Raw genomic sequence first — 23,063 nt, 5'->3', positions numbered from 1 at the left:
TCTCTTCATCGTCCTCGTCGTCAAGGAAATCCTCATCGTCCTCGTCAAGAAGTCCTTCATCAAGGAAGTCATCCTCCTCATATTCATCATTCAGCTTTACAACGTCCAAAAGTTTATCTAAAACGCCCATTTCAATCTCCAATCTTATTTGTCCTGTGCCTGTTTTGAGTAATCTCGCTCGCCAAATATTCCAGTTCCAACACGCACCATTGTAGCGCCTTCCTGCACAGCAACCTGATAATCCCCAGTCATACCCATGCTTAAAACACTCATAGTAACATTATTAATGTTTTTGGCTGCAATGTCAACACTTAATTTTTTTAATTGACGGAAAATCGGTCGATTTTCTTCTGGATTTTGTACATAAGGCGCAATTGTCATAAGCCCCTGTATCTTTATATGCGGAAACTTCGCGATAGATTCCACCAGAGGAAGAACTTCTTCTGTTTTAAGTCCAAATTTCGTCTCCTCCTGTGCGACATTGACTTCCAGAAGGATCGGAACGCAGACATCATGCTTTGCAGCTTCCTGTTCAATTGTTTGTGCCAGCCTGAGAGAATCCACAGAATGGATCAGAGCAACTTTGTCCACGATATATTTCACTTTATTTCTCTGAAGATGTCCGATCATATGCCACTGGATATCCTTTGGCAGCTGCGGATATTTGTCCGTGATCTCCTGTACTTTATTTTCTCCGAATACTCTCGCACCTGCATCATATGCTTCCTGAAGCATATGAACCGGCTTCGTCTTGCTGACTGCGATCAACGTTACTTCCTTTGGATCGCGTCCTGCTGCCTCGCATGCTGCTTTAATATTTTCTCTGACCTGATTCAGATTCTCTGTTACCATAATATCAGCCTCCTTAGCTTATACAACTTTTAATATAAAATTTCCTGCTCATCTACCTTATCGGCATTTCTGACAATATGATCATATCTGGAAAGCCCGTAACGAGTCTCTCTGGATATAACTGCGTATTCCTCATTCTGATCCAGGATCTGAATCCGTCGGAAAACAGCATATCCCTGATTGATACAATATGTACCTTCCAGAACTCCAACCTCTCTTATCACATATTTACTCTGATTCTCTGTGTCGACTGCCACATCTCCCTCTTTGAAATTACTCATATCAATATAATAGATACTTCCCGGAGACTCCTCTTCTTCTGTACTTTCCAGTTCATCTTCTCCGTAAACAGTCGCCTTGACAAACTTCTGTGTCGTATTTCCATTTTTGTCCGTGCTCTGAATCATAATTCCTGATTCCTGATCTTTATTCACTGTCAGGTATGCAGAAGGAATCTTATAAAATTCCTTTGTTACAATCGAAGACAACGGGATCTTAAGTCCTGTAACCGTGTTAGTTACCAACTCAATCTCAAGAAAGCGGTCTGCCGCGTAACGGATCAGACCTTTGTTAAAATCTATTTTTCCATATTTTGCTTTGTCAATTTCCACAATACTGAAATCTCCGCTCTGTGTCATTCCATCTTTCATAAATTTGACACGAACAGAAGTACGATCCTTCAGTTTTGCTGCCTGCTTGCCGCTGAGCGGTATCAAAAGACTCCACCGCTCATCCGTTACCAGCGTGTACATATTGTCACCCGCATTAACTGTTCCCTGGTTCTTAAGATCTGTCTCATGATATGCAGTCTGGTCAAAGTCCTCTGCTGTAAGGTTTTCCAGGCTTTTTCCTTCATATCCGTCGACAGAATACAGCACAATCCCGTCCGTATCTGCCTTGCTCAGTGTCTGACCGGCATAAGATGCTGTCGAAACTGCCGGCACACTGTCTGCACTTTCATCAGAAGAATCTGATGATGCAGAAGAAACCGTCGCAGTACTACTTCCCGGGGCCTGTGCATACTGAAGGATATCTCCCTCCAGTTCATATTTAAAACTATATGTACTGTTGAACCTGCTGGAATTAAATCCTTTGGAAAAGCTGAGCATATTACTGCGAATCTGTGAAAGCTGCTCTGCACTCAGTTCCGATGTGGTTTCTGAAGGCTGTGTACTGCTGATGCCATAAACAGCTCCGCTGGCATTGATCTTACTTCCCTCTCTTGCATAATAACTCACATATCCACTGGTCTCTGCCTGGTGAACAGACTCTTCGCGAAGTGCAAGCCCTGTATAAGTTTCATTTCTTGACAGAGGTCCTGAAATGACCAGATAAGATTCAATATTCGTAGAAGTCAGATACAGCACAGCACTGAACAACATATAAATCAAAAGACACCCAAATAACATAGTGCCTATATTCAACCCAAAGATCTTTCGAATCTTCGAAAGAGAACCTGGATGATTACCGGAATTTTTCTGATTATCAGGCACAAAAAATGCCTCCTTTATATCAATCTTTGTATTTTGCATCCATCATTGTACCATTTTCATCCTGCAATGACAAGAAAAAGCAGATAATTTCTTGATCTGTCAGGAAATCTCGAACGTATTTTCCGAATATCTGTTTGCTATTTTGTCCAGACTGTGCTATAATAAATTTGTGTATAGTAAAGTATCGTGAACCTGGAGGTATATCTATGGCTTATGGCAGAATCAGTAAAAAACAGCAGGAGATTCTGGATTACATCAAAAACGAAATCCTGAACAGAGGCTTCCCTCCTGCCGTAAGAGAAATTTGTGAAGCAGTTCATCTGAAATCCACATCTTCCGTACATTCTCATCTGGAAGCCCTGGAGAAGAACGGTTATATTCGCAGAGATGCGACCAAACCAAGAGCAATTGAGATCATTGATGACAATTTTAACCTTGTCCGCAGAGAGGTTGTTAATGTTCCTCTCATCGGCACCGTAGCAGCAGGTCAGCCGATCCTCGCAGTCGAGAATATCGAGACGTATTTTCCTGTTCCGGCAGAATTCATGCCGAATGAGCAGAGTTTTATGCTCCGCGTCAAGGGTGACAGTATGATCAATGCCGGGATCTTCGACGGAGATCAGGTTCTTGTGAAACAGCAGGCGTCTGCAGAGAACGGAGATATCGTTGTTGCACTCGTTGAGGACTCCGCCACTGTAAAGACTTTCTATAAGGAAGACGGCTACTATCGTCTTCAGCCGGAGAACGATTCCATGGATCCGATTCTGGTTCAGGATAATCTTCAGATTCTTGGCAAAGTCTTTGGTGTATTCCGCTTCTTTCAGTAAGGATCGATCTTTCCTGTGCTTTGAATAATTTTATGCATAACTAAAGCTCCGGACTGTTTTTGATCCGGAGCTTTAGTATTTGCTTTATTTGTTTACATAATATATTTATGGTAAATTATTTCAAAAACTCTTCCACATCGACTTCTTTTCCATCTCTCCAGATTCTCTCCAGATCATAGAAAAGACGGTTTTCTTCATCAAATACATGGATGATCAGATCGCCGTAGTCCATAAGGATCCAGTTGGAACCTCTTGTTCCCTCGACCTGTTTCGGCTCATAGCCGGCACGTCCAAGCTGTTCCTCTACGTTGTCTACCATTGCCTGTACCTGATTTAAGTTACTTCCGCTTGCAATCACGAAATAATCTGCGATCACGGAAACCTCATGGATGTCGATCACTTTGATATCGATCGCTTTCTTCTCATCCATGGCTTTGCAGGCAAGACGTACCATTTCCAGTTCTTTGTTCATAGCTTCTATTCCTTTCTGCATCAGGCCTGTGTTTTATCCCCAAACCTGGTGTTATGCAAATCGCTGTAAAATTCAAATGCTTCTTTTGTTGCAGAATCGACGTCCTTCGGATTTTCTTCAAGGTAGGAAAGTGTATCCTTGAGAATTTCGTACATGCACTCATCCAGATCCTCAAAAGCAAGTTTTCTTACTTTGGTGAGATTTGGTGCTTTGTTTCTCGCCGGCTCAATGTAGTCTGCGATATATACGATCTTTTCCAGAAGAGACATGTCTGGTCTTCCGGTTGTATGATAAGTAATGGAAGAAAGGATCTCTTTATCCTTGATTCCATACTTGACTTCTGCAACATATGCCCCCAATTTTGCATGAAGAAGAAACGGATGTGTTTTTTCAAACTCTGTAACCGGAATTTTATGTTCTTCACACATCTTAAGCTTTTTCTTGTTTGGAATGCATTTGGCACTGTCATGAAGAAGCCCTGCAGCCTGTGCATCTTTGAGGTCATATCCATGGACCATCGCCAGGGATGCGCAGGTATACATCACGCCAAGGGTATGTGCATATCGGTCTTCATCAAGATATTTTGCCAGTTTCTTCTGCATTTTTATGAAATCATAATCTGCCATCTTTACGTTATCTCCCTCTGTCGGAGTCAGATCAGGTATCATCTCAGACGGATGATAGATCTGATTCTCCTCAATATAATTTACAACTGCATCCGGCACATAATAGCGGATACTCTTGTCTTCCTGATGCCACTGACGCAGAAGCTGACTGGAAATGTCGATATTGAGCGTCTCCAGTCGGATAAAACATCCTCCATACTGCTTTGAGAGATACGTCATCTCCTGATCCAGATTTTTTACAGGCACGTGGTCTCTGGTCGCAACAACGATCGTACACGCCTGACAGATCCGGGCAGGCTCCATCCAGGTTGCAAAGTTATACAGAGAATCGGCTCCTATAATAAAGTAATAATCCGTATCCGGATTCTGTTTCTTAAGGGTCTCCAGAGTACGATAGGTATAGGTAAATCCCTCTGCATTCATCTCGATCAGAGAAAGTTCAAAGTGCGGGTTTCCCTGGATCGCCAGATTCACCATCTCAACTCTCTGTTCATCAGATGCCCTTCCCTTACGGTTCCTCTTGTGCGGAGGATTCCCGGCCGGCATAAATAAGATCTTGTCAAGTCCAAGCTGTTCGTATGCCTTCTCTCCAAGGATCAGATGTCCGACATGGATGGGATCGAACGTTCCTCCCATGATGCCGATTTTTTTTCGTCTGTTCTCCATACCTGTTCCTCCCTGATGTTACGGAAGAATGATCTTTTTCTTTTCTTTCTTGCCTTCGCGGTACAGAACGATCTTTCGTCCGATGACCTGTACGACCTGGGCATGTGTTCTTTCTGCCAGAACCTCTGCCATCTGACGCGGGTCATCCAGGCAGTTCTGAAGTACACTGATCTTGATCAGCTCTCTTGCTGCAAGTGCTTCGTCAACAGCCGCTGTGTTTTCCGGTGTGACAGATCCTTTGCCAAGCTGCATGATCGGTTCCATTTTCATTGCAAGCCCTTTCAGGTATGCTCTCTGTTTGCTTGTCATATTTTCAGACCTTTCTATTTGTAATAATCAAAGTCAAAGCCGTACATACGGACTGTGTTTCCTTCTTCGATACCAGCTTTTTCCAGTTCCTCAAGGATTCCGCCTTCTTTGAGGAAACGCTGGAAGAATGCGAAGCCTTTCTCGGAATCGAGGTTGGTATATCCGAGCATCTTTTCGATCTTCGGTCCCTCTACGATGAAGATCTCCGGATCATCCGGATCTCTCTCTACTGTAAATGGAAGATTCTCTGCAAACAGTTCGTCCTCCGGGAAGAATTCCTGTTCAAATACGATCCTCTCTGCCGGTGCGCTGTTCAGAAGCTCTTTGATCCCATAAATGAGTTCCTTAAGCCCCTGACCTGTTACTGCTGAGATCGGGTAAACTTTGATCCCCTGTGGTTCAAATTCTGCTTTGAGACGGTCGATCGGATTTTCCTCTCCGTCGTCAAAAATGCAGTCGATTTTGTTTGCCGCAATGAGTTGCGGTCTTGCTGCGATCTCCGGATTGTATGCTTCCAGTTCCTTGTTGATCTTATGGATATCGTCCACCGGATCACGGCCTTCTGTAGATGCAGCATCTACGATATGCACAAGGACACGGGTACGCTCAATGTGTCTCAGGAATTCATGTCCAAGGCCAACACCCTCAGATGCTCCCTCGATCAGTCCCGGGATATCTGCGATAACAAATCCGCCATTCTCAGTATCTACCACACCAAGGTTCGGACTCAGTGTTGTGAAGTGATAATTGGCGATCTTTGGCTGTGCATTGGTGACTCTGGAAAGGAAAGTGGATTTGCCGACATTCGGGAATCCTACAAGTCCTACGTCTGCGATCACCTTAAGTTCCAGAAGAACTTCCAGCTCCTGTGCAGGCTGTCCCGGCTGTGCATACTTCGGAACCTGCATGGTTGCCGTCGCATAATGCTGGTTTCCTTTGCCGCCTCTTCCTCCTTTGAGCACGATCTGTCTGCGGTTTTCACCGGACATATCCGCAATGACCTTGCGTGACTGTGCTTCCATGATAACGGTCCCTTCCGGAACTTTGAGGACGATATCATCGCCGTCAGCTCCGTGGCAGCGTTTCTTGCCGCCTTCCTGTCCGTCCTGTGCCTTAAATTTTCTCTTATGACGGTATTCTCCAAGCGTATTCTGACCTTCGTCCACTTCGAAGATCACGTCTCCGCCTCTTCCTCCGTCTCCGCCGTCAGGACCGCCATTCGGCACGTACAGCTCTCGGCGGAAGCTTACATGTCCATCTCCGCCTTTTCCTGAACGGATGATAATTTTTGCTCTGTCTGCAAACATATATGTCGCTCCTCTTTTATTTTGAATTCAAAGAAAGGCTCCAAACCTGAACGATTTGAAGCCTTACGCTGAACTTGATTATTCTGCCTCTACCGGAACGATAGAAACCTGTTTCTTATCGCGTCCTTTTCTGGTGAATCTTACTACACCATCTGTCAGTGCAAATAATGTATAGTCTTTACCGCAGCCTACATTTTCACCTGGGTGAATCTTTGTTCCACGCTGTCTGTAAAGGATGTTTCCAGCTTTAACAAACTGTCCGTCTGCTCTTTTGGCACCTAATCTCTTAGACTCGGAGTCACGACCGTTCTTTGTAGAACCAACACCTTTTTTATGTGCGAATAACTGAAGGTTCATTTTCATCATGTCATTACACCTCCCTGACTTTTACTTTTAAATAACGTTTTGAATAACTATGCTCAATTTCTGTCAGTCCGAGAACAAGGGAATCCATCAGAAGAGTTCCCCCTTCTGAAATCGGTTCGGTAAAAGTGAAGGATACGAAGCCGTCACTCTCCTCTGCCTCTATATGATCTTTCGTCAGCTGATCCAGAGAATTTACCGTGTTGATTACGAGAGCGGAGACAGCGGCACATATGATGTCGTATCCCTCTTCCGCGTATCCGGCATGTCCTTTGGATGTAAAACTGATATAGGAATTGTTCTTCTTACTGACTGTCACTGTAATCATGCAAACACCAGATTAAGCGTTGATCTTTTCGATTTTAACTTTAGTGAACTGCTGTCTGTGACCGTTTTTCTTGTGATATCCAGTTTTTCTTTTGTATTTGTAAACGATAACTTTTTTAGCTTTTCCGTTTTCAACTACAGAAGCGGTAACACTGGCATTGGCTACATCTGCTCCAACTTTTAAACCTTCGTTGCTAACTGCAAGAACGTTATCAAAAGTAACGGTTTCACCAGCTTCAACACCGAGTTTCTCAACTCTGATTACGTCGCCCTCGGCAACTTTGTACTGTTTACCACCTGTTGCAATAATTGCGTACATCTGTGGCACCTCCTATGAACTTTACTCGCCAGATGTGGTGGGATGAGGATTTTTTAGTAAAATCTCATGCTCTTAAACCTCTCTGTGCGGCATCTTCTGTATAATAGCATGATGTAGTTTATTCGTCAAGTGTTTTTTTTCTAAAATTTTAAAAAATATTAAAACCGTGCGAGGGGGACGATCTCGGAGTTGCGAACGGCCGAATTTCCCCCTCGCGCACCCCCTTTTTGGCCACCGCTAAAACCGTCGTTTGAGGGACGCGGAAGGCGCTGCGCTGTTCCGCTGGGAATTATAAGTTTACATAATTTTAATTATGTTAATAATCCTCCAAATAATGATGATAGGGATTGCTTCTATATTAATTGTTTATTGTCACTGCTGCTGTTGATGTAGGTCTCTTAGGTCTTCTATTAGTGGGCGGCGGACTTTTTGGCGGGTCATTTCTAGGATGTGCAGTGGGGTGATGTCTATTGCTTTGCATTTAACTGGGTCTTTGCGTAGTTGTTTCTGGAGGACGTGGAAGAGTTCGTCCTGGTGGTCGAGGTTTTGCATGTTGATGAAATCAACTAGGATGATGCCGGAGAGGTTGCGGAGGCGGATTTGGCGGGCAATTTCTGTGGCGGCTTCTAGGTTGATCTTTCGGTAGGTTTCTTCAGCTTTTTTCTTGGCGGTGTATTTTCCGCTGTTTACGTCTATGGAAACGAAGGCTTCGGTTTGTTGGATGACTAGGAAGCCTCCGCTTTTGAGCCAGATTTTTTCGTGGCGTACTTCGTCGATTGCGGATTCCAGGCTGTATAGTTTATATAATGGAAGGAGTTTGTCCTGGTATAAGTTCAGGATTTGTAGTTTGTCTGGTTGGAATTCGCTTAGGTACTCGGAAATTTTTTCGTAAATGGCTGGGATGTCTGTAACGATCTCATCAAGATCGCGTGTATAAATGTCGCGGACTGCTGCCAGATAGAACGATTCTGATTCATATAAAAGGCTGTAGCAGGTGCGGTTTCGGCCGTGGAGGGCTGTTTTTTCGTACTGCTTTTTCAGAAGGTTCAGTTCGTGGAGGAATTCTTCCTTAGTGGCTTCGGCGGCGTTGGTGCGGGCTATGAGACCGTAGGGGCGGTCTGGGAGGTTTCGTTCTTCTTCCAGCCATTTGTTCAAAAGGCTGCTCTCTTCTTTGGAAAGTTTGTTGGAGAAGCCTATTTTGCGGTTGCCGGTAGTGAGGACGAGGTATTTGCCGGAAAAGTTCAGGTTTGTAGTCAGGGCTGGGAGTTTCCCTTTCATGGCTTCGCGGTTGATCTGAACCAGGAGCTGGTCGCCAGGGCGCAGGGGCTGATCTGACTTACGTCCGTCTGCGTAAATGGCGTTTGTGCACTGATTCAATGGAAGGTAGCCGTTTACGGAATCGCTTAAACGGACAAAAGCCGCCTGGATATTGGCGGCAATGTTTTCGACTTGTCCTACATAAATGTTGTTAAGAGTGTTTTTCTTTCCGGACGGCTCCAGACGAAGTTCTACGACCTTCTGGTCTCTGAAGACTGCACAGACAGTACAGAGTACTTCGTCAAGGAGTATTTCCGTAATGATCAGCTTATTCAACTTCTTCACCTAATGCTTCCATAGAAATAAGTTTCCGGTGTTCTTCATCGCCTTTGTTGGCATAGATCTCGCGGCGTTCGATCATGTATGCGAACGGAAGTGGCTCCTCTCCCATCCATCGAAGGAAAGTGTCCATGACAAGTTCCGGTTTGGTGTAGTTGGAACTTGCAGAAGCGAGCTGCATGAAAACTCCCTCGCCGTCGAGATGCATTTCATAAATATACGGACGAATGTCTATGGTTTTTTCACTGCGCTTTGTTTTCTTGGTCACAATGATCTCTTTCTGGGAAAGAAATTCGTCCAGTTTCTCTCTCCAGAATGCAGCAGGTTCTTTTCCCTCACGGAACTGTACGAAATAGTCAGCTGCTGCCACCAGAGCCATGGCTGTGCTTGCCTTGCCATCCTCTACCTGACGGGCAGAACATACAGAAACGCCGTCCACCATGACTGCATTCAGACGTTCCTCGATCTCTTTTGTCGGAACAGTCTCTGTCAGTTCCATGTCAAAATATTCCCCGAGACTGGTAGTTCCTACACCAAGAGGTGCTGCAAAGGACATGATCATATGCGGGCTGTATCCGCCGGAAAAAGCAACCGGCAGTTCTGCACGGCGGATCGCTTTCTGGAAATAACGCATAGTATCCAGATGTCCTACAAATTTCATATGACCGGTTTTTGCAAATTTAATTCTTACTTTCACAGCACACACCTCCTTTGTATTTGAGAACGCCACAGCCGGAACATTTCTGACGGCAGTTCGGTGTTACAGTCTCTGCTTTTGCCTGCTCCCACTCGCGGATCAGGAACTTCTTGGTCACGCCTGCATCAATGAAATCCCATGGAAGGATCTCATCTGTGCTTCGTTCACGAAGGGTATAGAATTCGATGTCCACACCTGTTTCTTTGAAAGCTTCTTTCCAGATATCATAATGGAAGCTTTCGGACCAGGCATCATAAAGGGCACCTTTTTCGTATGCTTTGAGAATGACTTTGGAACAGCGTCTGTCGCCTCTTGCAAGGAATCCTTCCAGAACGGTGACATCCGGTTCATGCCAGTTGTAGCGGATGCTTCTCTGGTTCAGCTGAGAGCGGATCTCATTTTTGACAACTTTTGCTTTCTCAATAAAATCTTCCTCACGGAACATCGGAGCCCACTGGAACGGAGTGAACGGCTTCGGAACAAAGAAAGATGTACTGACATTGATCTGTACCTTTCCTCTTCGCTGTTCTTTCGGAACGACTTCATAATAAGTTTCTGCGATCTTCTGGGCAAGATGTGCAATTCCCTTCATGTCATCCTCTGTTTCTGTCGGAAGTCCGAGCATGAAATAAAGTTTTACCTGATTCCAGCCGCCCTTGAAGGCCTCGCCGGCACCGTGAAGGATATCTTCCTCGGTAAGTCCCTTGTTGATCACATTACGAAGACGCTGAGATCCCGCCTCCGGAGCAAAAGTCAGGCTGCTTTTCTTGACATCCTGCACCTTGCTCATGACATCCAGGGCAAAAGCATCGATTCGAAGAGACGGCAGGGAAATATTGACTGCCTCATCACGGAATTCATCGATCAGGAAGTTTACGATTTCTTTGAGCTGACTGTAGTCACTGGAGCTCAGAGAACTTAAGGAAATCTCCTCATGCCCGGTATTTTTGAGCATGATCCTTGCAGATTCCTTGAGAGTCTCCACGTCACGCTCCCTTGTCGGACGGTAGATCATACCCGCCTGACAGAAACGGCAGCCTCGGATACAGCCACGCTGGATCTCCAGTGTGACACGGTCCTGTGTCGCCTTGATATGTGGAACGACCGGTGCTTCCAATTTGTTGTAGTCTCTGCCCATATCGATGATGAGCTGTTTTTCTACTTTTTCCGGCACATCTGCATGCTTTGGACGGAAGGATTCAATCGTACCGTCTTCTTTGTAGGTAACTTCATAGAGAGACGGCACATAGATTCCCGGAATCTGTGCAGCTTTCAGAAGGAAGTCCTGCCTGCTGCCGCCGGCTTTCTTATTTGCCTTATATGCGTCAAACAGAGCGCCATAGACAGTCTCTCCCTCTCCAATATAAAAGAGGTCAAAAAACTCTGCCAGTGGCTCTGGATTATAAGCACATGCACCGCCACCGATCACGAGCGGATCATCTTCGACACGTTCTGCTGCCCGGAACGGAATTCCACTGAGATCCAGAAGCTGAAGTACATTGGTATAACACATCTCATATCCGAGAGTGATCCCAAGGAAATCAAACTCCTTTACCGGATCCTGGGACTCCAGAGTAAAGAGCGGGATCTTCTCCTCACGCATGATCTTGTCCAGATCCGTCCACGGAGAAAAAAGACGCTCACACCATACGTCGTCTCTTTTATTAAACATATCATATAAGATCATCATGCCGAGATTTGACATACCGATCTCATACACATCCGGAAATGCCATCGCAAAGCGGATATCTACATCATCTTTGTTTTTCATGACTGCATTGACCTCGCCGCCGATGTAGCGCGCGGCCTTGTCGATCTGTAGGAGTATTTTATCGCGTAATGCTAGTTTTCTCATAATTTTCCTTTCACTTTTTGAAGCAAAAAAATAACCTCACTGTTTCAGGGGTATGTGAGACCATTTTAATGCATTATAATGACTGTTAACAATGTTTCTTATTATAAACAGATTATCAAAGAAGTGCAAGTGTATAAAAGAAATATTCGGATAATATCCACAGGAACAAGGATTCGTTGAAACGCTGAACTTGATACAATTTAACCTGAATTATTCACGGCTTATTTTTAAAATTTCCTCTCACCCCTTTGCATGATTATAAAAATACTCTTTCAGAATCGAAAGACTTTCTTCACGTAAAACACCTTCCGAAACCTGCGGTTGCCAGAAAGAATTATCAAATACCATTTTTGAGCAATTGCATCCGGTGTTTCCGAGAATATGCTCCAAATCAATATTGCTTGCACCGTAAACCAACCGTCCCAACTTCACCCAAACCATTGCGCCACTGCACATAAAACATGGTTCGCAGCTGGAATAAAGAGTATATTCATGCAGATCGGTAATGCCAGTCTGTGCACAAAACTCTCGAATCAATCCTGCTTCTCCATGAAATGTTGGATCGTGTCTGGTATAAATTTGATTCTCGTTGCTAAATACAATTTCGCCATTCTTGACAAGTACCGCTCCGAACGGCTCGTTACCATGCTCAACTGCCAATTTTGACAGTTCAATAGCTTTTTTCATAAACATTTCATCTTGCATTATGTTTCCTCCACAAATAGAAGATCGGATTTTACAGCTACTTTCATAGCCTCTTATTTGTATATCCATTTCCAAAACAGGCTCTGGAACTTTATAGTTATTGCTTGTTATTTTAACCAACTTATGATAGTTTCATCTGTTGCATGGTTCGCATTAAATGGTCTGCACCATTTTGCAGGATATTTCTTTTTGATTCTCACCGCGATCTCCTGCGGTTCTGTAGCTCCACTGGTTGTAAAAATTGCTGCTTTTTTTCCATTTAGATTTACTTTATCCAGAAAACTGAACACTGCATTCGGAAGCGTTCCGCACCAGATCGGACTTCCTATCAGTATCCTGTCGTATACAGAAATATCAGGAATCTCCATATTCAGTTTTGGCCGCTCGTTTAACAGAATTTCTTTTAATGAGGTAAATACCGTCTTTCGATAAGACATCTGGTAAGATTTATGAGTCTTAATCTCTACCAGGTCTGCACCAGAAAGCTGTGCAATCCGTTCAGCTGCTTCTTTCGTCTTTCCTGTCTGTGAAAAATAAATAACTAATGTTTTCATTTGACATTCCTCTTTTCTACTACGATATATTTATAGCTAATGCCCTTACAACTCTAATACAGGATAACTCTATTATAACAGGGAATTTACCCTTTCGCACGATAATATTAAAAAATCAGGGCAAGTCCAAAATATCAGACCTGCCCATTTACAATATTTTTATTTATTTCATTGTACATAAATTTTCATCAATCCACTTCTGGACATCTTTTTCGCTTATCTTAACCAGACGGGCAATCGTCTTTACATCCATGCCCTCTTCTGCCATGGAAAGGGCTGTTTCTTTTGCTTTCTTGAGTTCACCTTTCTCTATACCGCGTTTTTCGCCGCTTTCCATTCCCTCGCTGTAAATTTTCTCCATTTCACGGCACATAAGCTCAACTCCTTTCTGTGTGTCCTTCCATTCATCAAAATCCTATCCCGGATTTAAAGTGTTCATGTCCATCAGTCCGCCCCGTGGTAACGTGCCTTCATTTGGTTTTATCCTAACATTAATGAGATTCCTTTACAAGCTACTTTTTGTTCTTCTTGCCATATACTAACTTCAATATAAAAAAGCAAAAGATTAAAATCCATCCAATTATTCCCACTATATTTCCCACAATTGGATAATAATATCCAAGAATCACTCCACCAAGTACCAGCAATGCCCCTGACACAATTAATGCAATCAATATTTTCCTCATCGCTCTATTCCTCCATAATGAATGTTTTAATGCTTCGCATTCAATCGTTTATTTACTCGTTCAACTGGAAATCTGTCCTCCATGCCAACTATTTCAAACAAATTTGATGGCAATTCCTTTTCTCCAATTAAAGTGAGATAGTCATCAACTGCTCTACGGTCAATCATAATTTTGCCATGACCAGCCCAATGCCGATTACTCTCTTTCTTTTTTAATCCGGAAATCCAATATTCTTCACCATTCTCAATGTCCATATAGTTTGCATAGTTACCAATATTCTTCTGAAAAGCATGATCATTGAAATAAATTGTTTTCCTGGTATTTGAAGTTTGTACATACCCAATCCATGCCGGACCATCATCCGAATATCCAGTTTTGAGTTCAATATACATTAATTCTTTAATCATTTTATCACCTCCAGATTGTTTTTCGATCAGATTCCATAGTGAATCATCCATTTATTTTTATCCAACGCCTGCTCTAATAATTTCTTTAATTCATTCAATTCAGAAATATCTGCAATGACATCAATAAATGCTTTTAACGAGTCAGGTGGAATCAATGTAATACCATAATATGCAAGCCCTTTGCCTTTAGCAGAAAGCGTGTGCCAATAAAAGTCAATGGTGCTAAGTCTCTCAACAATGTTTGCTAAGTCGTCATCATCAACAGAAATGCAGGTATATTTCCACGGTTCATATTCGTCATAATGCTTGCCTTTCTTAGGGGCATCCAGCATAATTCCAAATTCATGTTTCGCCATATACACCACCTCCACAAATCCTAAGTGTTCTAATTCTTTCTTGGCTGCATTTTCTTCCCTCGCAGATAAAAAGAGTCCTCTGGACCATCCTCCTGGGGACAATTTATTGACTTGCTTGTAGGCAAGTATAATTCCAACCATTCATTTTTTGCAAATTCATGTACTCTGTTGCTACTTTCTTTTACCATAGTCATCCAAAATTTCTAACTTCTGTTGACTTCCTGATAACTTACTTATCTCCCAGTCCTTTCCCCCTCCGATTTCTGTAGACCTTTAAATAACTTATTTCCTATCAGGTCATTCAGACCTTTAAATTTCGTGGGTCTTTAATCAATTTACTTCCCGTAGAGTCATCTCGCCTCCCAATTTCCATGAACCTTCAACTCGCTTGGTACGACCATACGGGACAAAACGCCATCACTGAAGGTGATTTGAAATGCATTTTGACCAAGTTACTGTGAATGGATTGAACAGTAACGATTCTCTGGCATTTGATTCATTTATCTGATATCAATCCGTATTTTTTCTCCCACAGCTTTCCATCCAGAATCATAATCATCTGCTACATCGTAAACGTTACTTTCTTCTTCGATATAAACGTCATCATCGTCGTCCAAAACATACTCCTTCGTAACACTGCTTTCAGTTACGTTTTCAGAGGAGTTCTCGGATTTCAGATAAAGCTGCAATTCCAGATATTCGCTGTCAGGATCAGGCAGTTCCGGTCTTTCATCGTCATTGAAAGTCCAAAATTCTGTCTTAAATTTCCAGTCCCGATGACTGTCGTCTGTTTTTGCATCATCCGTCAGATTATATCGCACTTTATTTCCTTTGCTGTCTGTTCCACGCAGCTCAACTTCGTAGTTTTGGTACAGTTTTTCTGGTACTTCTGCTGAAATACTGCTCTGTAATTTATTCAGGAAAATATCTTTTAATACCACTGGTCCTTCTTCAGTTTGAACAGAAATATTTTCAACTTCTTTATGGGTCGTCTGCTTAAGAAGCTTCTCTCGCGATACGGTAAAATCAAAGGTAAATTCCGCTACGGATTTCTGCCAGTCATCGAGATCAAAAACATGGAGCACAAGATGTATCTCCGGGTTTTCTCCAAAATCTCTGGGAGCATGAAAACGGTACTCCTGCACTTGGTCATATTCAGTTACATTTATGTCGGTATCTGTATCGAATAAATCTTCTGCAGAATAAGGAGTATAATTTCCACTCATATATTCATCCAATTTTTGACCATTTATTGTGGTTTTTTCCAGATCAAGTGAGACTCCTGTATTAGCAAAAGATGAAATCGGTGCCGATTTTCCCTGCTGATCATCTTCGGAATCATCAATTTCCGCGTGCACCTCAAACAGTAGAACTCCTTCATCCAAAACAACTTCTTTTAAGTTTGCAGTAATCCCGTGATCTGTTTTCGATGTGTTCAAAACCTCCGTATAGGAGTCGATTCCTCTTTGTAATCCCAGGGTTTCTCCTATTGATAAAACAACCTCTTTGATCGCGGCCTGCACTTTAGGATTCGCTAAAACAGTCGAGATCAACGTCAATATCACACAAGCTGCCGCCAGTCTGCGCCAAAATGATGGCGCCCAGGCATTTTTCTTTCCTTTCCATTCTCCTTCTGCTTCGCTGATATATTTCGGATCAATATCGCCAAATTTTTTTGAAAAATCAAATTTCTTCATAAGTGTTTTCCTTCCTTTTCTAACACTTTTAGCAGCTTCTTTCTGTTCCGGTACAGATTCATTTTTACACATCCAACAGACATAGCATGTCTTTTGGCGATCGCTGAAACAGAGTCAAAAAACCAGTATCTTCTCACGAAAATATCTCTGTCCTCTGCGTCCATTTTTTCAAGAAAATCGTTGATGATTTCCAGCAGTTCTTTTTCTGCCAGCTGATCTTCAATGGTATAGGTAACACTTAACTGGTCCATTTCACCCAGAATATCCGCCATATGTACATCAGGACGCCTGTCGGCATATTTTTTTCGCAGACGGTCAATGCTCAAATTCCTCGTGATCCGGCCGCAAAAATGTGATAATACAGACGGCTTTTTGGGCGGGATCAGTGACCAGACCGAAAACCAGGTATCATTCAGGCATTCCTCCGAATCTTCTCTGTTTGCAAGCAGATTCCAGGCGATCTTGTAACAGTAAGGATGATATTTATCGCTTAATACTTCGATCGCATGCTCATCTCTCATCTCAAACAGAGATATGATCTCATTGTCTCTCATTTAAGTTGTCCTCCAAAGTTTTGTATTTCATCAGCAAATACAAGCGCGCTTTGATTGCTGCTTTTCCTAAGGCTCCTTTTAGAAGGAAATTTCCTACTCATACTATATATCGTAAAAAATCCCGGATGGTAACAAAAAAATCAAATTTTTTAAAAATCAGGAAAAAAAGGGGCTATCGGGAAATAATGATTTTTAGTCCCGACAGTCCCTTCTTATATTAACGTTTCACCAACCGCAGATTACTTTTGTATCCTGTTTCGAAATGTAAAATATTTTACGGCAAACTGTAGAAAAGTAATAACGTATATAACTAATAATACACCCCGCACTGGCAGCAATCCATGTTCACTGTGATCTGTCGAAGATATATAAACCTGCTGAATCAGACCGCAAAGAATCACGATCAACGGAATCACTCTTCCCCAGAAAATTCTCTTCACCATATCCAGCCGGGAGATATCATCACAGAATATTTCCTCGTCCTGCTGCATCCTGTCTACCGGTTTTCGGAAATAGTTGTATCCAGCAAATTCTGTCAGATATTCCCATCCACAGTCCTCAAACATCCGTACATATTCCATCTGGTGTTTGATTCCTTCTTTATTATAATCCAGCTGATAGATTACTTTCTCAGGCTCACATCTCTCAAATGTATAGATTCCAGGAAAAGTCACTCTCTTGAATTTCCAGCCTTCCTGGTGTCTCTTACTCAGGTACTTTTCTTCTTTTTCGTATTCCATAATGTTAAACCAGCGAAATTCTTTTTTGACTTTCTTCATTGCATTACCTCCTGTGCATTGCGATACAATCTGCGGATTCTCTTTAGTTCAAGCTCCAGAACTTCCGTTCCAAGCTCTGTGATCTGATAGATTTTCCTCTTATCTTCCTCCCTGATAAAACAGATCAAACCGTCCTTTTCATCCAATCACATTCGCGCCAAACGGCATAAAGGAAAGTCTTTCCATCTTAAAGAACTGTTTTCCAAACGGAATACCAATGATCGTGATGCACCACAGGCAGCCTACGATCAGATTTTCGAAAGCCATTAATGTGTCGACTTCGCTTTCGGATAAATCTGTTTCATCCTGGCATCGTCGAAGTGTGTGTCCACCCATTTTTCTATCTGGTTCTGTGCTTCGACTCCCTGTGCCCTCTGATCGTAGCGCATCAGCGCCGCAGTGCACAAATGCCCTGTTTTGTTCTTATTTTCCCTGTTTTTTGTCCTCCGAATTTTCCTTCATTAAAAAGATTTCCCTGTAAACGCCTGGTGCCAGTCCGATATAACGATTAAAGTAATTTGTAAAATGGCTCTGGTCAGAAAATCCTGTCTGCAATGCCGCTTCCACAGGCGGCAGGCCCTGTTCCAGTAATTTCTTCGCTTCTCCGATGCGGATATTTTGGAGATAACTATATGGAGTTACACCTTTGGACTTCGTAAATGCCCGCAGCAAAGTTGATTTGCTGAGCCCCTCCAGATGACATATCTGATCCAGATAAATCAGCATAATGAAAAACGCTTGTAAAATACTTCCGGAGGCAAGGGAAAAGACTACTTATGACCGTGCGATTGTTTTCCATAAGAAATAAATCCACAGATGTACCAGTGGTGCTTCCTGAAAATACACTGTAATAAAAAATACCGACTCCCGGAATCATACTCCGTAAAGAGTTCAATTCCGAAAGCCGATATTTTTATATATGAAGCATAAATCGTCTTTTTTCAGGATGATACCGTCAAAAGAATTATCGGATATCTTCTTTTCTTTTGCGATACCTACATAATGATACAAAAGACTGTCTGCTGCCGCATTTCCAGTGTATGGAATCTCGAGCTCAGAATAAATCAACGAATACCTGTTTAATGGAAATCTCCCTACACTTTATTTAACTGTGACTTTGCACTTTGTCTGTACCTTACCGGATTTCACAGTAATTACAGCAGTACCTTTCCTTTTGGCAGTAATGACTCCCTTTGCATTCACCGTTACAACTTTGGAATCAGAAGTACTGTAAGAAATTTTATCATCACTGTTTGATGGACTCAGCTTCGGCTTCAGCTGAGATGTCTTTCCTCTCAGGAGGGTAATCGCAGAGTTAATACCGGATATTTTCTGAGTTGATACTTTTGGTACTATTACTGTAATCGTTACTTTTTTGCTGCCGGATTTTACTGTAATTCTGGCTGTTCCGGTTTTTATTCCTTTTATCACACCTTTGGATGATACAGTGGCAACATTTTTATTTGAAGAGCTATACGTTATTCTTTCCTGGGAAGTTACTGGTGAAAGCACTGGTCTTAATGTAAGTGTCTTACCTTTGGTAACTGTATATTTTGTCTTAAGGCCGTAAATAGCATTGGTTCTGACCGTTCCATTCTGTACAGTGACTTTGACCTTCGTTTTTTCACCGGTGGACATTACAATTGTAATATAAGTAGAACCTGTTTTTTTGCCAGCCGTAATCCTTCCCTGTGCATTTACTCTGGCAATCGAAGTGTTTGCAGAATACCATGCTACAACACGGAACGATGATGTTGCATTTGTTACTTTTACTGCCGATGTAGATTGTCCTGCACGCAGAACGACAGACTTCGTATTTACTTTCATATGATAAATGCCAAGATCTTCATCCGTCAGTGCAGCTGATGTAAATTTCTGCGTCATAGATTGAATAATATCAGAATCTTTCCAGCTTTTTCCATTATAAATCTGTTTCTTAAAGAAAATATAGATATTGTAGGTTTTCTTCTCGCGTATTCCCTTAGGTGAGCCTATTCTCCATACAGTATTCTTGTCAACTCCTGTTGGATTCTGCCTGGTACTCCAATACATCGGAACCCAGCGTACATCTCCTGAAATTGGAGATTTATTGTCCATGCCTGCTCCTGTTACCGTAAAGTTATAGAACTTACCTGGAGTAAACTTTAATGGTTTTTCAAGGCCTTTCACAGTGCTTTGCGTAACTTTGTAGATGCGAAGCGGGCGTGAAGGAGTTGGGGTTGGTGCTTTCGGACGTTTATTCTTGAAACTGCTGTTATCCAGCTTAAAGAGGCTCATCTTTGCCTTACCGCTATATGGTTTTGCACAAATAACCAGCCAGGAATCTGTTTCAGGAACATTCTCTGCTTTTACAGTAAACTCTGTGTTTGCTTCTTCAGAATTCGTGGCACGACTCGAATCATACATATTCTGAATCACAGTTATATCTGTACCTGAATCTACATAAAAATAATACCATTTGCAGTCCTGAGTTGTAGAAAACTTCAAAGAAACCGTTGTATGATTCTCCCATTTCATAGAACCACTCTGATAAGTCAACGAAAATGGTATTACCGTTGGAGTCGGTGTTGGCATTGCTGTTGGCTCTGGCTCTGTTGAAGGTGCAATTGTTGGAGTCGGCTCTGCTGAAGGTATAGGAGTCACTTCCTGCTCAGACTCCTGCATCTCCCCTGATGAGTCGGCATCGGAAATTTCTGTGCCTGTCGTAAAATCTTCAGTATCTGAAAAAATGTCGCCTGACTCCTCCGTCTCTTTCGCTTCTCCAGCATCCACAAAGTCCAGATCACTGTCAACACTTTCAGCTGTCATGCCCTCTGTTGATTCTGTTTCTTCTGCAAACTGAGTAAACTCTTCATTGGAATCCGAAGCAAAAGTATTCGCTGCTAATCCACTGGTAAGCATTCCTGCTGTAAGCATAAGTACAAGCACTTTTTTCTTCATTCTTATCCCCCATTCCTTTTCATAAGGCTCATAATTCTACTGATTTCTTATAAAGAATTATATCAGATATTAGAAAAATCAGGTAGTATTAATTTAATTATCTGTCAAAGAGCCGTTAAAAAATTTAACCACAATCTCCTGGGTCTCTTCTGTCCAGAATTCACTTCCGCCGTGGTCGGCACCTTCCAGAAGGTATAAGCGCACATCTTTTCCACAAGATTTGAGTTTCTGATAAACAGTTACACTTACTCGGGGATTGATCGTGCGGTCTTTGGTGCCGTGGAACATCAGGATTGGTGAAAGGATGGTGTCTTCGTGGATGGAGAGGATTCCTTTTACATCCGCATTTGTTCCGGGATATAAGTTTGTATCCTGATCGTCATCGTGAAGCAACTGTGAAAACATGGCTGTATGTCCGCCGGATGAATCACCGCCGACAAAAACTTTGTCCATATCTACGTTATACTCTGCCGCATGGATCTTCATAAAGCGGATCGCGTTTCTTGTGTCCAGTGCCTGCGCCGGAAATGGTGCGATCCCGGAGTGGCGGTATTCCACAACTGCTATGACATAGCCCTTCTCAGCCAGTCTTGAAAGTATTCCAAGTTTCGCATTGATATTCTGCTCAAGCCACGCAGAGCCCTGGACATACACAAGACAGGGATGCAATGTATCACTGTCTATGGTGTTTCTTGTCTGTGGTGTAATGATCTGTAAGTGAAGCGGCACACCATCCATGTTGGCATATTCCACATTCGAATAAATATAAGTTCCTTTCTCATCTCCGGTTGTCGGGATTCTTGTAACGCCCTCTATCTCTTCGTCAAAAGATGGGTATTCTTCGTAGGTCCAGTTTTTTATTTCCATAAGATATATTCTCCTGTTTTACAGCTTACCAGCCTTTCAGCACAGAAATCTGATAAGTCGCTATATTTTGTGGGTTTTCCAGTGCTTTTTTGCGCCAGGCACTTGGGGAAAGTCCTGTTATTTTTCTGAAGTTTCTAAGAAACGTGGACAGAACCGGATAACCAACAGAACGGGCAACTTCCTCGATGGAAGTACTGCCATGTGCAAGCAGCTCACATGCTTTGTTGATCCGAACCACATTCAGATACTCAGAAGGCGGCATATTCGTATATTCAGAAAAAATCCTTCGCATATGAGTTTCGCTCAGCCCGCAGCTTTTGGCAAAATCCTTTGCCTTTATATCCTCTGTGTAATGCTGTTCCATATAGTTTATGATCTTTCGAACATAATCCATTGCATCAGAATGTGAAAGTTCATCCCCTGAATCCAGCGTGTTCAGCCGGTCAAAAAATAACAGAAAATTAAACGTAAGCGATAAAACTGCATATTTATAATGATATTTTTTCTGCTGCGTTTCTTCTATTATCATCTGCAGCAGTTCCACAGCCAGAGCGTTTTTGCTGCTATCCAGCACCAGAACTTCTCTGGAAAGATTTTTCTGCATTTTTGTATACTTTTCAGGCGCATCCTCAAAAACTTTTTTGAGGATGCTGTCTGTATCTATAAAAAGATATTCCCATTTCTGCTTTCGATTATGTTCTTCTGGCACCGGACAGGTACGATGCGGAATGTTTTTGGGAATGAACGTCAGTGTCCCTGCATGGTAAGGCGTTTCTTTTTCTGCAAACTGTATGATCCCATTTCCATAATGACAGTAACCGACTTCCAGATAATTATGAAAATGCATATTATCCATTCCATAAACAGTTTCCCATTTTTCACCGGTCAAAACAAGCAGCGGAAGATCCCGTGAAAGTTCATAGTAACGATATTCAGCTTTAGACATTTGCAATCTCCCTATGTTTTTATAAGGTCATTATAACAGTTGAAGAATATAAAGAAAAGAGCATAGTAGAACTTGTAAGTACACTTGGAATAAAAAAACAGCTGTTCCCTTAAGTCCCAACATGTAGTCTGCGAGTCTCGGGCTCTTTTCTTTTACTTTTTTCAGATCCACACACTCTGCAACTATTTTTGTTACTTTGATCTGCTGCTCGATTCTTGAGATCATAACCTTCTCATTCACAGACTGGTCTTCTCTTCCAAGATAATACTGATAAAGATCCGTATCTATATAAAACAGCGACTCCACATATGGCAGCGGATAGTATGCAAAAATATTATCCACATAAAAAATATGCTCCGGTAATCTGACACCGGATTTCTTTAAAACTTCTGTCCGATATACCAGTGAATGCATGACCAGATATTGTGATGGCTTGAAATATTTTATGTCTTCCCAGCCAATCTCCGTTTCCGCAGGATAACCCCTTCTTCTGTAAGGGTAATTTTTTTCTTTCCACGGATCAATAGCTGCTTTCCCAGCTTCTTTTCAAGTTCCATAAGCTGCTTTGACAGGGACGGTTGTGCATTTCTGGCCTTCAAACCACAGACCAACAAGGCCGATTTCATCAGCCGCCAGCAAAATATCTCCCAGTGAAGATACATAGGTACAGGTATAGATCATAATTTTGTCATTCCCTTCATGCATAATTGCCTCCGTCGCACGGGGTACAGTAGAAAACTTCGATAAATTGAATTTGTTACATTTATTATAACTGGAATTTGGTTGGGTCGAGTAGATACATCCGTTACCGAATGTATCCCTCACAGAATTCCGGACGTGCGGCTTTTCCGCATCCGGCTCTT

26 protein-coding genes and 5 pseudogenes are annotated in these 23,063 nt (G+C 42.4%); 1 reads left to right on the top strand and 30 read right to left on the bottom strand.

Features of this window, described 5'->3' with window-relative positions; translation table 11 throughout:
• Window positions 1–144: 144 nt before the first annotated feature.
• Both WMO75_RS14310 and WMO75_RS14305 read right to left on the bottom strand, forming a co-directional pair.
• Window positions 145–852: a YggS family pyridoxal phosphate-dependent enzyme gene (locus WMO75_RS14310; protein ID WP_022215021.1), complete on the bottom strand. Its 708-nt coding sequence runs from the start codon at window positions 850–852 to the stop codon at window positions 145–147.
• A 29-nt stretch (window positions 853–881) separates the two neighbouring features.
• Window positions 882–2,345, bottom strand: coding sequence for a biotin/lipoyl attachment domain-containing protein (locus WMO75_RS14305; protein WP_243111596.1), 1,464 nt, complete (start codon window positions 2,343–2,345; stop codon window positions 882–884).
• Between the two features lie 206 nt (window positions 2,346–2,551).
• On the opposite strand from WMO75_RS14305, the gene lexA reads away from it, so the two are divergent.
• Complete coding sequence (lexA, locus tag WMO75_RS14300) at window positions 2,552–3,172, top strand: transcriptional repressor LexA (protein ID WP_022215023.1); 621 nt, start codon at window positions 2,552–2,554, stop codon at window positions 3,170–3,172.
• A gap of 115 nt (window positions 3,173–3,287) precedes the next feature.
• On the opposite strand, the gene rsfS is transcribed toward lexA, so the two are convergent.
• The 28 genes and pseudogenes from rsfS to WMO75_RS20120 form a co-directional block, all read right to left on the bottom strand.
• The gene (rsfS, locus tag WMO75_RS14295) at window positions 3,288–3,644 is read right to left on the bottom strand and encodes a ribosome silencing factor (protein ID WP_118252978.1); all 357 of its coding nucleotides are present in this window, start codon (window positions 3,642–3,644) and stop codon (window positions 3,288–3,290) included.
• Window positions 3,645–3,664: 20 nt separating this feature from the next.
• On the bottom strand, window positions 3,665–4,270 hold the full coding sequence (gene yqeK, locus WMO75_RS14290; RefSeq protein ID WP_118252981.1) for a bis(5'-nucleosyl)-tetraphosphatase (symmetrical) YqeK: 606 nt from the start codon (window positions 4,268–4,270) through the stop codon (window positions 3,665–3,667).
• Between the two features lie 42 nt (window positions 4,271–4,312).
• Window positions 4,313–4,936, bottom strand: a pseudogene (gene nadD, locus WMO75_RS14285) (nicotinate-nucleotide adenylyltransferase); the annotation flags it as partial.
• Window positions 4,937–4,954: 18 nt separating this feature from the next.
• Window positions 4,955–5,245 (bottom strand): ribosome assembly RNA-binding protein YhbY, encoded by a 291-nt coding sequence (yhbY, locus tag WMO75_RS14280; RefSeq protein WP_022215026.1) that lies wholly within the window; start codon window positions 5,243–5,245, stop codon window positions 4,955–4,957.
• A gap of 14 nt (window positions 5,246–5,259) precedes the next feature.
• Complete coding sequence (gene obgE / locus WMO75_RS14275) at window positions 5,260–6,552, bottom strand: GTPase ObgE (RefSeq protein WP_022215027.1); 1,293 nt, start codon at window positions 6,550–6,552, stop codon at window positions 5,260–5,262.
• Between the two features lie 78 nt (window positions 6,553–6,630).
• Window positions 6,631–6,918 carry a 50S ribosomal protein L27 gene (gene rpmA / locus WMO75_RS14270; protein ID WP_005422790.1) on the bottom strand — a complete coding sequence of 96 codons (288 nt, stop codon included), beginning with the start codon at window positions 6,916–6,918 and terminating at the stop codon, window positions 6,631–6,633.
• A gap of 4 nt (window positions 6,919–6,922) precedes the next feature.
• A complete protein-coding gene (locus tag WMO75_RS14265) occupies window positions 6,923–7,243 on the bottom strand; it encodes a ribosomal-processing cysteine protease Prp (RefSeq protein WP_118698855.1) in 321 nt (106 codons plus the stop codon).
• Window positions 7,244–7,255: 12 nt separating this feature from the next.
• Window positions 7,256–7,561 (bottom strand): 50S ribosomal protein L21, encoded by a 306-nt coding sequence (gene rplU, locus WMO75_RS14260; protein ID WP_005422792.1) that lies wholly within the window; start codon window positions 7,559–7,561, stop codon window positions 7,256–7,258.
• Window positions 7,562–7,933: 372 nt separating this feature from the next.
• Entirely contained in the window at window positions 7,934–9,154 is a 1,221-nt protein-coding gene (locus WMO75_RS14255) for a ribonuclease E/G (protein WP_291579199.1), read from the bottom strand.
• Window positions 9,147–9,854: a TIGR03936 family radical SAM-associated protein gene (locus tag WMO75_RS14250; protein WP_349078271.1), complete on the bottom strand. Its 708-nt coding sequence runs from the start codon at window positions 9,852–9,854 to the stop codon at window positions 9,147–9,149. Before WMO75_RS14250 ends, WMO75_RS14255 begins: the two co-directional genes overlap by 8 nt.
• The gene (locus WMO75_RS14245) at window positions 9,838–11,709 is read right to left on the bottom strand and encodes a TIGR03960 family B12-binding radical SAM protein (RefSeq protein ID WP_349078269.1); all 1,872 of its coding nucleotides are present in this window, start codon (window positions 11,707–11,709) and stop codon (window positions 9,838–9,840) included. The genes WMO75_RS14250 and WMO75_RS14245 overlap by 17 nt, the downstream gene beginning before the upstream one ends.
• Before the next feature lie 240 nt (window positions 11,710–11,949).
• The gene (locus tag WMO75_RS14240) at window positions 11,950–12,414 is read right to left on the bottom strand and encodes a nucleoside deaminase (RefSeq protein ID WP_022214247.1); all 465 of its coding nucleotides are present in this window, start codon (window positions 12,412–12,414) and stop codon (window positions 11,950–11,952) included.
• A 107-nt stretch (window positions 12,415–12,521) separates the two neighbouring features.
• A complete protein-coding gene (locus tag WMO75_RS14235) occupies window positions 12,522–12,968 on the bottom strand; it encodes a flavodoxin (RefSeq protein ID WP_173905917.1) in 447 nt (148 codons plus the stop codon).
• Between the two features lie 163 nt (window positions 12,969–13,131).
• Window positions 13,132–13,341, bottom strand: coding sequence for a hypothetical protein (locus WMO75_RS14230; protein ID WP_022214249.1), 210 nt, complete (start codon window positions 13,339–13,341; stop codon window positions 13,132–13,134).
• 139 nt (window positions 13,342–13,480) lie between these two features.
• Window positions 13,481–13,654 carry a hypothetical protein gene (locus tag WMO75_RS14225; RefSeq protein ID WP_022214250.1) on the bottom strand — a complete coding sequence of 58 codons (174 nt, stop codon included), beginning with the start codon at window positions 13,652–13,654 and terminating at the stop codon, window positions 13,481–13,483.
• A gap of 26 nt (window positions 13,655–13,680) precedes the next feature.
• Window positions 13,681–14,061, bottom strand: coding sequence for a mannose-1-phosphate guanylyltransferase (locus tag WMO75_RS14220; protein ID WP_227222034.1), 381 nt, complete (start codon window positions 14,059–14,061; stop codon window positions 13,681–13,683).
• Window positions 14,062–14,087: 26 nt separating this feature from the next.
• On the bottom strand, window positions 14,088–14,558 hold the full coding sequence (locus WMO75_RS14215) for a hypothetical protein (RefSeq protein ID WP_227222033.1): 471 nt from the start codon (window positions 14,556–14,558) through the stop codon (window positions 14,088–14,090).
• Between the two features lie 359 nt (window positions 14,559–14,917).
• The gene (locus WMO75_RS14210) at window positions 14,918–16,114 is read right to left on the bottom strand and encodes a DUF4179 domain-containing protein (RefSeq protein WP_349078267.1); all 1,197 of its coding nucleotides are present in this window, start codon (window positions 16,112–16,114) and stop codon (window positions 14,918–14,920) included.
• Window positions 16,111–16,668: an RNA polymerase sigma factor gene (locus WMO75_RS14205; protein ID WP_349078266.1), complete on the bottom strand. Its 558-nt coding sequence runs from the start codon at window positions 16,666–16,668 to the stop codon at window positions 16,111–16,113. Before WMO75_RS14205 ends, WMO75_RS14210 begins: the two co-directional genes overlap by 4 nt.
• Before the next feature lie 239 nt (window positions 16,669–16,907).
• On the bottom strand, window positions 16,908–17,447 hold the full coding sequence (locus tag WMO75_RS14200; RefSeq protein ID WP_349078265.1) for a DUF2812 domain-containing protein: 540 nt from the start codon (window positions 17,445–17,447) through the stop codon (window positions 16,908–16,910).
• Window positions 17,448–17,585: 138 nt separating this feature from the next.
• Window positions 17,586–17,714, bottom strand: a pseudogene (locus WMO75_RS14195) (YccF domain-containing protein); the annotation flags it as partial.
• 156 nt (window positions 17,715–17,870) lie between these two features.
• Window positions 17,871–18,167: pseudogene (locus WMO75_RS14190) on the bottom strand (helix-turn-helix transcriptional regulator); the annotation flags it as partial.
• A gap of 381 nt (window positions 18,168–18,548) precedes the next feature.
• Window positions 18,549–20,387 (bottom strand): Ig-like domain-containing protein, encoded by a 1,839-nt coding sequence (locus WMO75_RS14185; protein WP_118698849.1) that lies wholly within the window; start codon window positions 20,385–20,387, stop codon window positions 18,549–18,551.
• A gap of 93 nt (window positions 20,388–20,480) precedes the next feature.
• On the bottom strand, window positions 20,481–21,254 hold the full coding sequence (locus tag WMO75_RS14180) for an alpha/beta hydrolase (protein ID WP_118698848.1): 774 nt from the start codon (window positions 21,252–21,254) through the stop codon (window positions 20,481–20,483).
• Window positions 21,255–21,279: 25 nt separating this feature from the next.
• Window positions 21,280–22,200 carry a helix-turn-helix domain-containing protein gene (locus WMO75_RS14175; protein ID WP_118698847.1) on the bottom strand — a complete coding sequence of 307 codons (921 nt, stop codon included), beginning with the start codon at window positions 22,198–22,200 and terminating at the stop codon, window positions 21,280–21,282.
• A gap of 30 nt (window positions 22,201–22,230) precedes the next feature.
• Window positions 22,231–22,542, bottom strand: a complete 312-nt coding sequence (locus WMO75_RS14170; protein WP_330427657.1) for a hypothetical protein — start codon at window positions 22,540–22,542, stop codon at window positions 22,231–22,233.
• 122 nt (window positions 22,543–22,664) lie between these two features.
• Window positions 22,665–22,826, bottom strand: a pseudogene (locus WMO75_RS14165) (LysR family transcriptional regulator); the annotation flags it as partial.
• A pseudogene (locus WMO75_RS20120) lies at window positions 22,747–23,063 on the bottom strand (hypothetical protein); the annotation flags it as partial. The pseudogenes WMO75_RS14165 and WMO75_RS20120, both read right to left, overlap by 80 nt.

This window comes from Blautia intestinihominis (genome assembly GCF_040096655.1).
Classification (GTDB): domain Bacteria; phylum Bacillota; class Clostridia; order Lachnospirales; family Lachnospiraceae; genus Blautia_A; species Blautia_A intestinihominis.
This window is presented reverse-complemented; position numbering and strand designations above follow the sequence as displayed.

Coding starts and splice junctions, on each gene's coding strand:
- yhbY (WP_022215026.1), bottom strand. CDS start 5,245: ATGACAAGCAAACAGAGAGCATACCTGAAAGGGCTTGCAATGAAAATG.
- WMO75_RS14215 (WP_227222033.1), bottom strand. CDS start 14,558: ATGGTTGGAATTATACTTGCCTACAAGCAAGTCAATAAATTGTCCCCA.
- WMO75_RS14225 (WP_022214250.1), bottom strand. CDS start 13,654: ATGAGGAAAATATTGATTGCATTAATTGTGTCAGGGGCATTGCTGGTA.
- rpmA (WP_005422790.1), bottom strand. CDS start 6,918: ATGATGAAAATGAACCTTCAGTTATTCGCACATAAAAAAGGTGTTGGT.
- WMO75_RS14265 (WP_118698855.1), bottom strand. CDS start 7,243: ATGATTACAGTGACAGTCAGTAAGAAGAACAATTCCTATATCAGTTTT.
- WMO75_RS14235 (WP_173905917.1), bottom strand. CDS start 12,968: ATGAAAACATTAGTTATTTATTTTTCACAGACAGGAAAGACGAAAGAA.
- WMO75_RS14180 (WP_118698848.1), bottom strand. CDS start 21,254: ATGGAAATAAAAAACTGGACCTACGAAGAATACCCATCTTTTGACGAA.
- WMO75_RS14220 (WP_227222034.1), bottom strand. CDS start 14,061: ATGATTAAAGAATTAATGTATATTGAACTCAAAACTGGATATTCGGAT.
- WMO75_RS14245 (WP_349078269.1), bottom strand. CDS start 11,709: ATGAGAAAACTAGCATTACGCGATAAAATACTCCTACAGATCGACAAG.
- rplU (WP_005422792.1), bottom strand. CDS start 7,561: ATGTACGCAATTATTGCAACAGGTGGTAAACAGTACAAAGTTGCCGAG.
- WMO75_RS14205 (WP_349078266.1), bottom strand. CDS start 16,668: ATGAGAGACAATGAGATCATATCTCTGTTTGAGATGAGAGATGAGCAT.
- WMO75_RS14230 (WP_022214249.1), bottom strand. CDS start 13,341: ATGTGCCGTGAAATGGAGAAAATTTACAGCGAGGGAATGGAAAGCGGC.
- WMO75_RS14175 (WP_118698847.1), bottom strand. CDS start 22,200: ATGTCTAAAGCTGAATATCGTTACTATGAACTTTCACGGGATCTTCCG.
- lexA (WP_022215023.1), top strand. CDS start 2,552: ATGGCTTATGGCAGAATCAGTAAAAAACAGCAGGAGATTCTGGATTAC.
- WMO75_RS14310 (WP_022215021.1), bottom strand. CDS start 852: ATGGTAACAGAGAATCTGAATCAGGTCAGAGAAAATATTAAAGCAGCA.
- rsfS (WP_118252978.1), bottom strand. CDS start 3,644: ATGAACAAAGAACTGGAAATGGTACGTCTTGCCTGCAAAGCCATGGAT.
- WMO75_RS14240 (WP_022214247.1), bottom strand. CDS start 12,414: ATGCAAGATGAAATGTTTATGAAAAAAGCTATTGAACTGTCAAAATTG.
- obgE (WP_022215027.1), bottom strand. CDS start 6,552: ATGTTTGCAGACAGAGCAAAAATTATCATCCGTTCAGGAAAAGGCGGA.
- WMO75_RS14185 (WP_118698849.1), bottom strand. CDS start 20,387: ATGAAGAAAAAAGTGCTTGTACTTATGCTTACAGCAGGAATGCTTACC.
- WMO75_RS14210 (WP_349078267.1), bottom strand. CDS start 16,114: ATGAAGAAATTTGATTTTTCAAAAAAATTTGGCGATATTGATCCGAAA.
- yqeK (WP_118252981.1), bottom strand. CDS start 4,270: ATGGCAGATTATGATTTCATAAAAATGCAGAAGAAACTGGCAAAATAT.
- WMO75_RS14200 (WP_349078265.1), bottom strand. CDS start 17,447: ATGAAGAAAGTCAAAAAAGAATTTCGCTGGTTTAACATTATGGAATAC.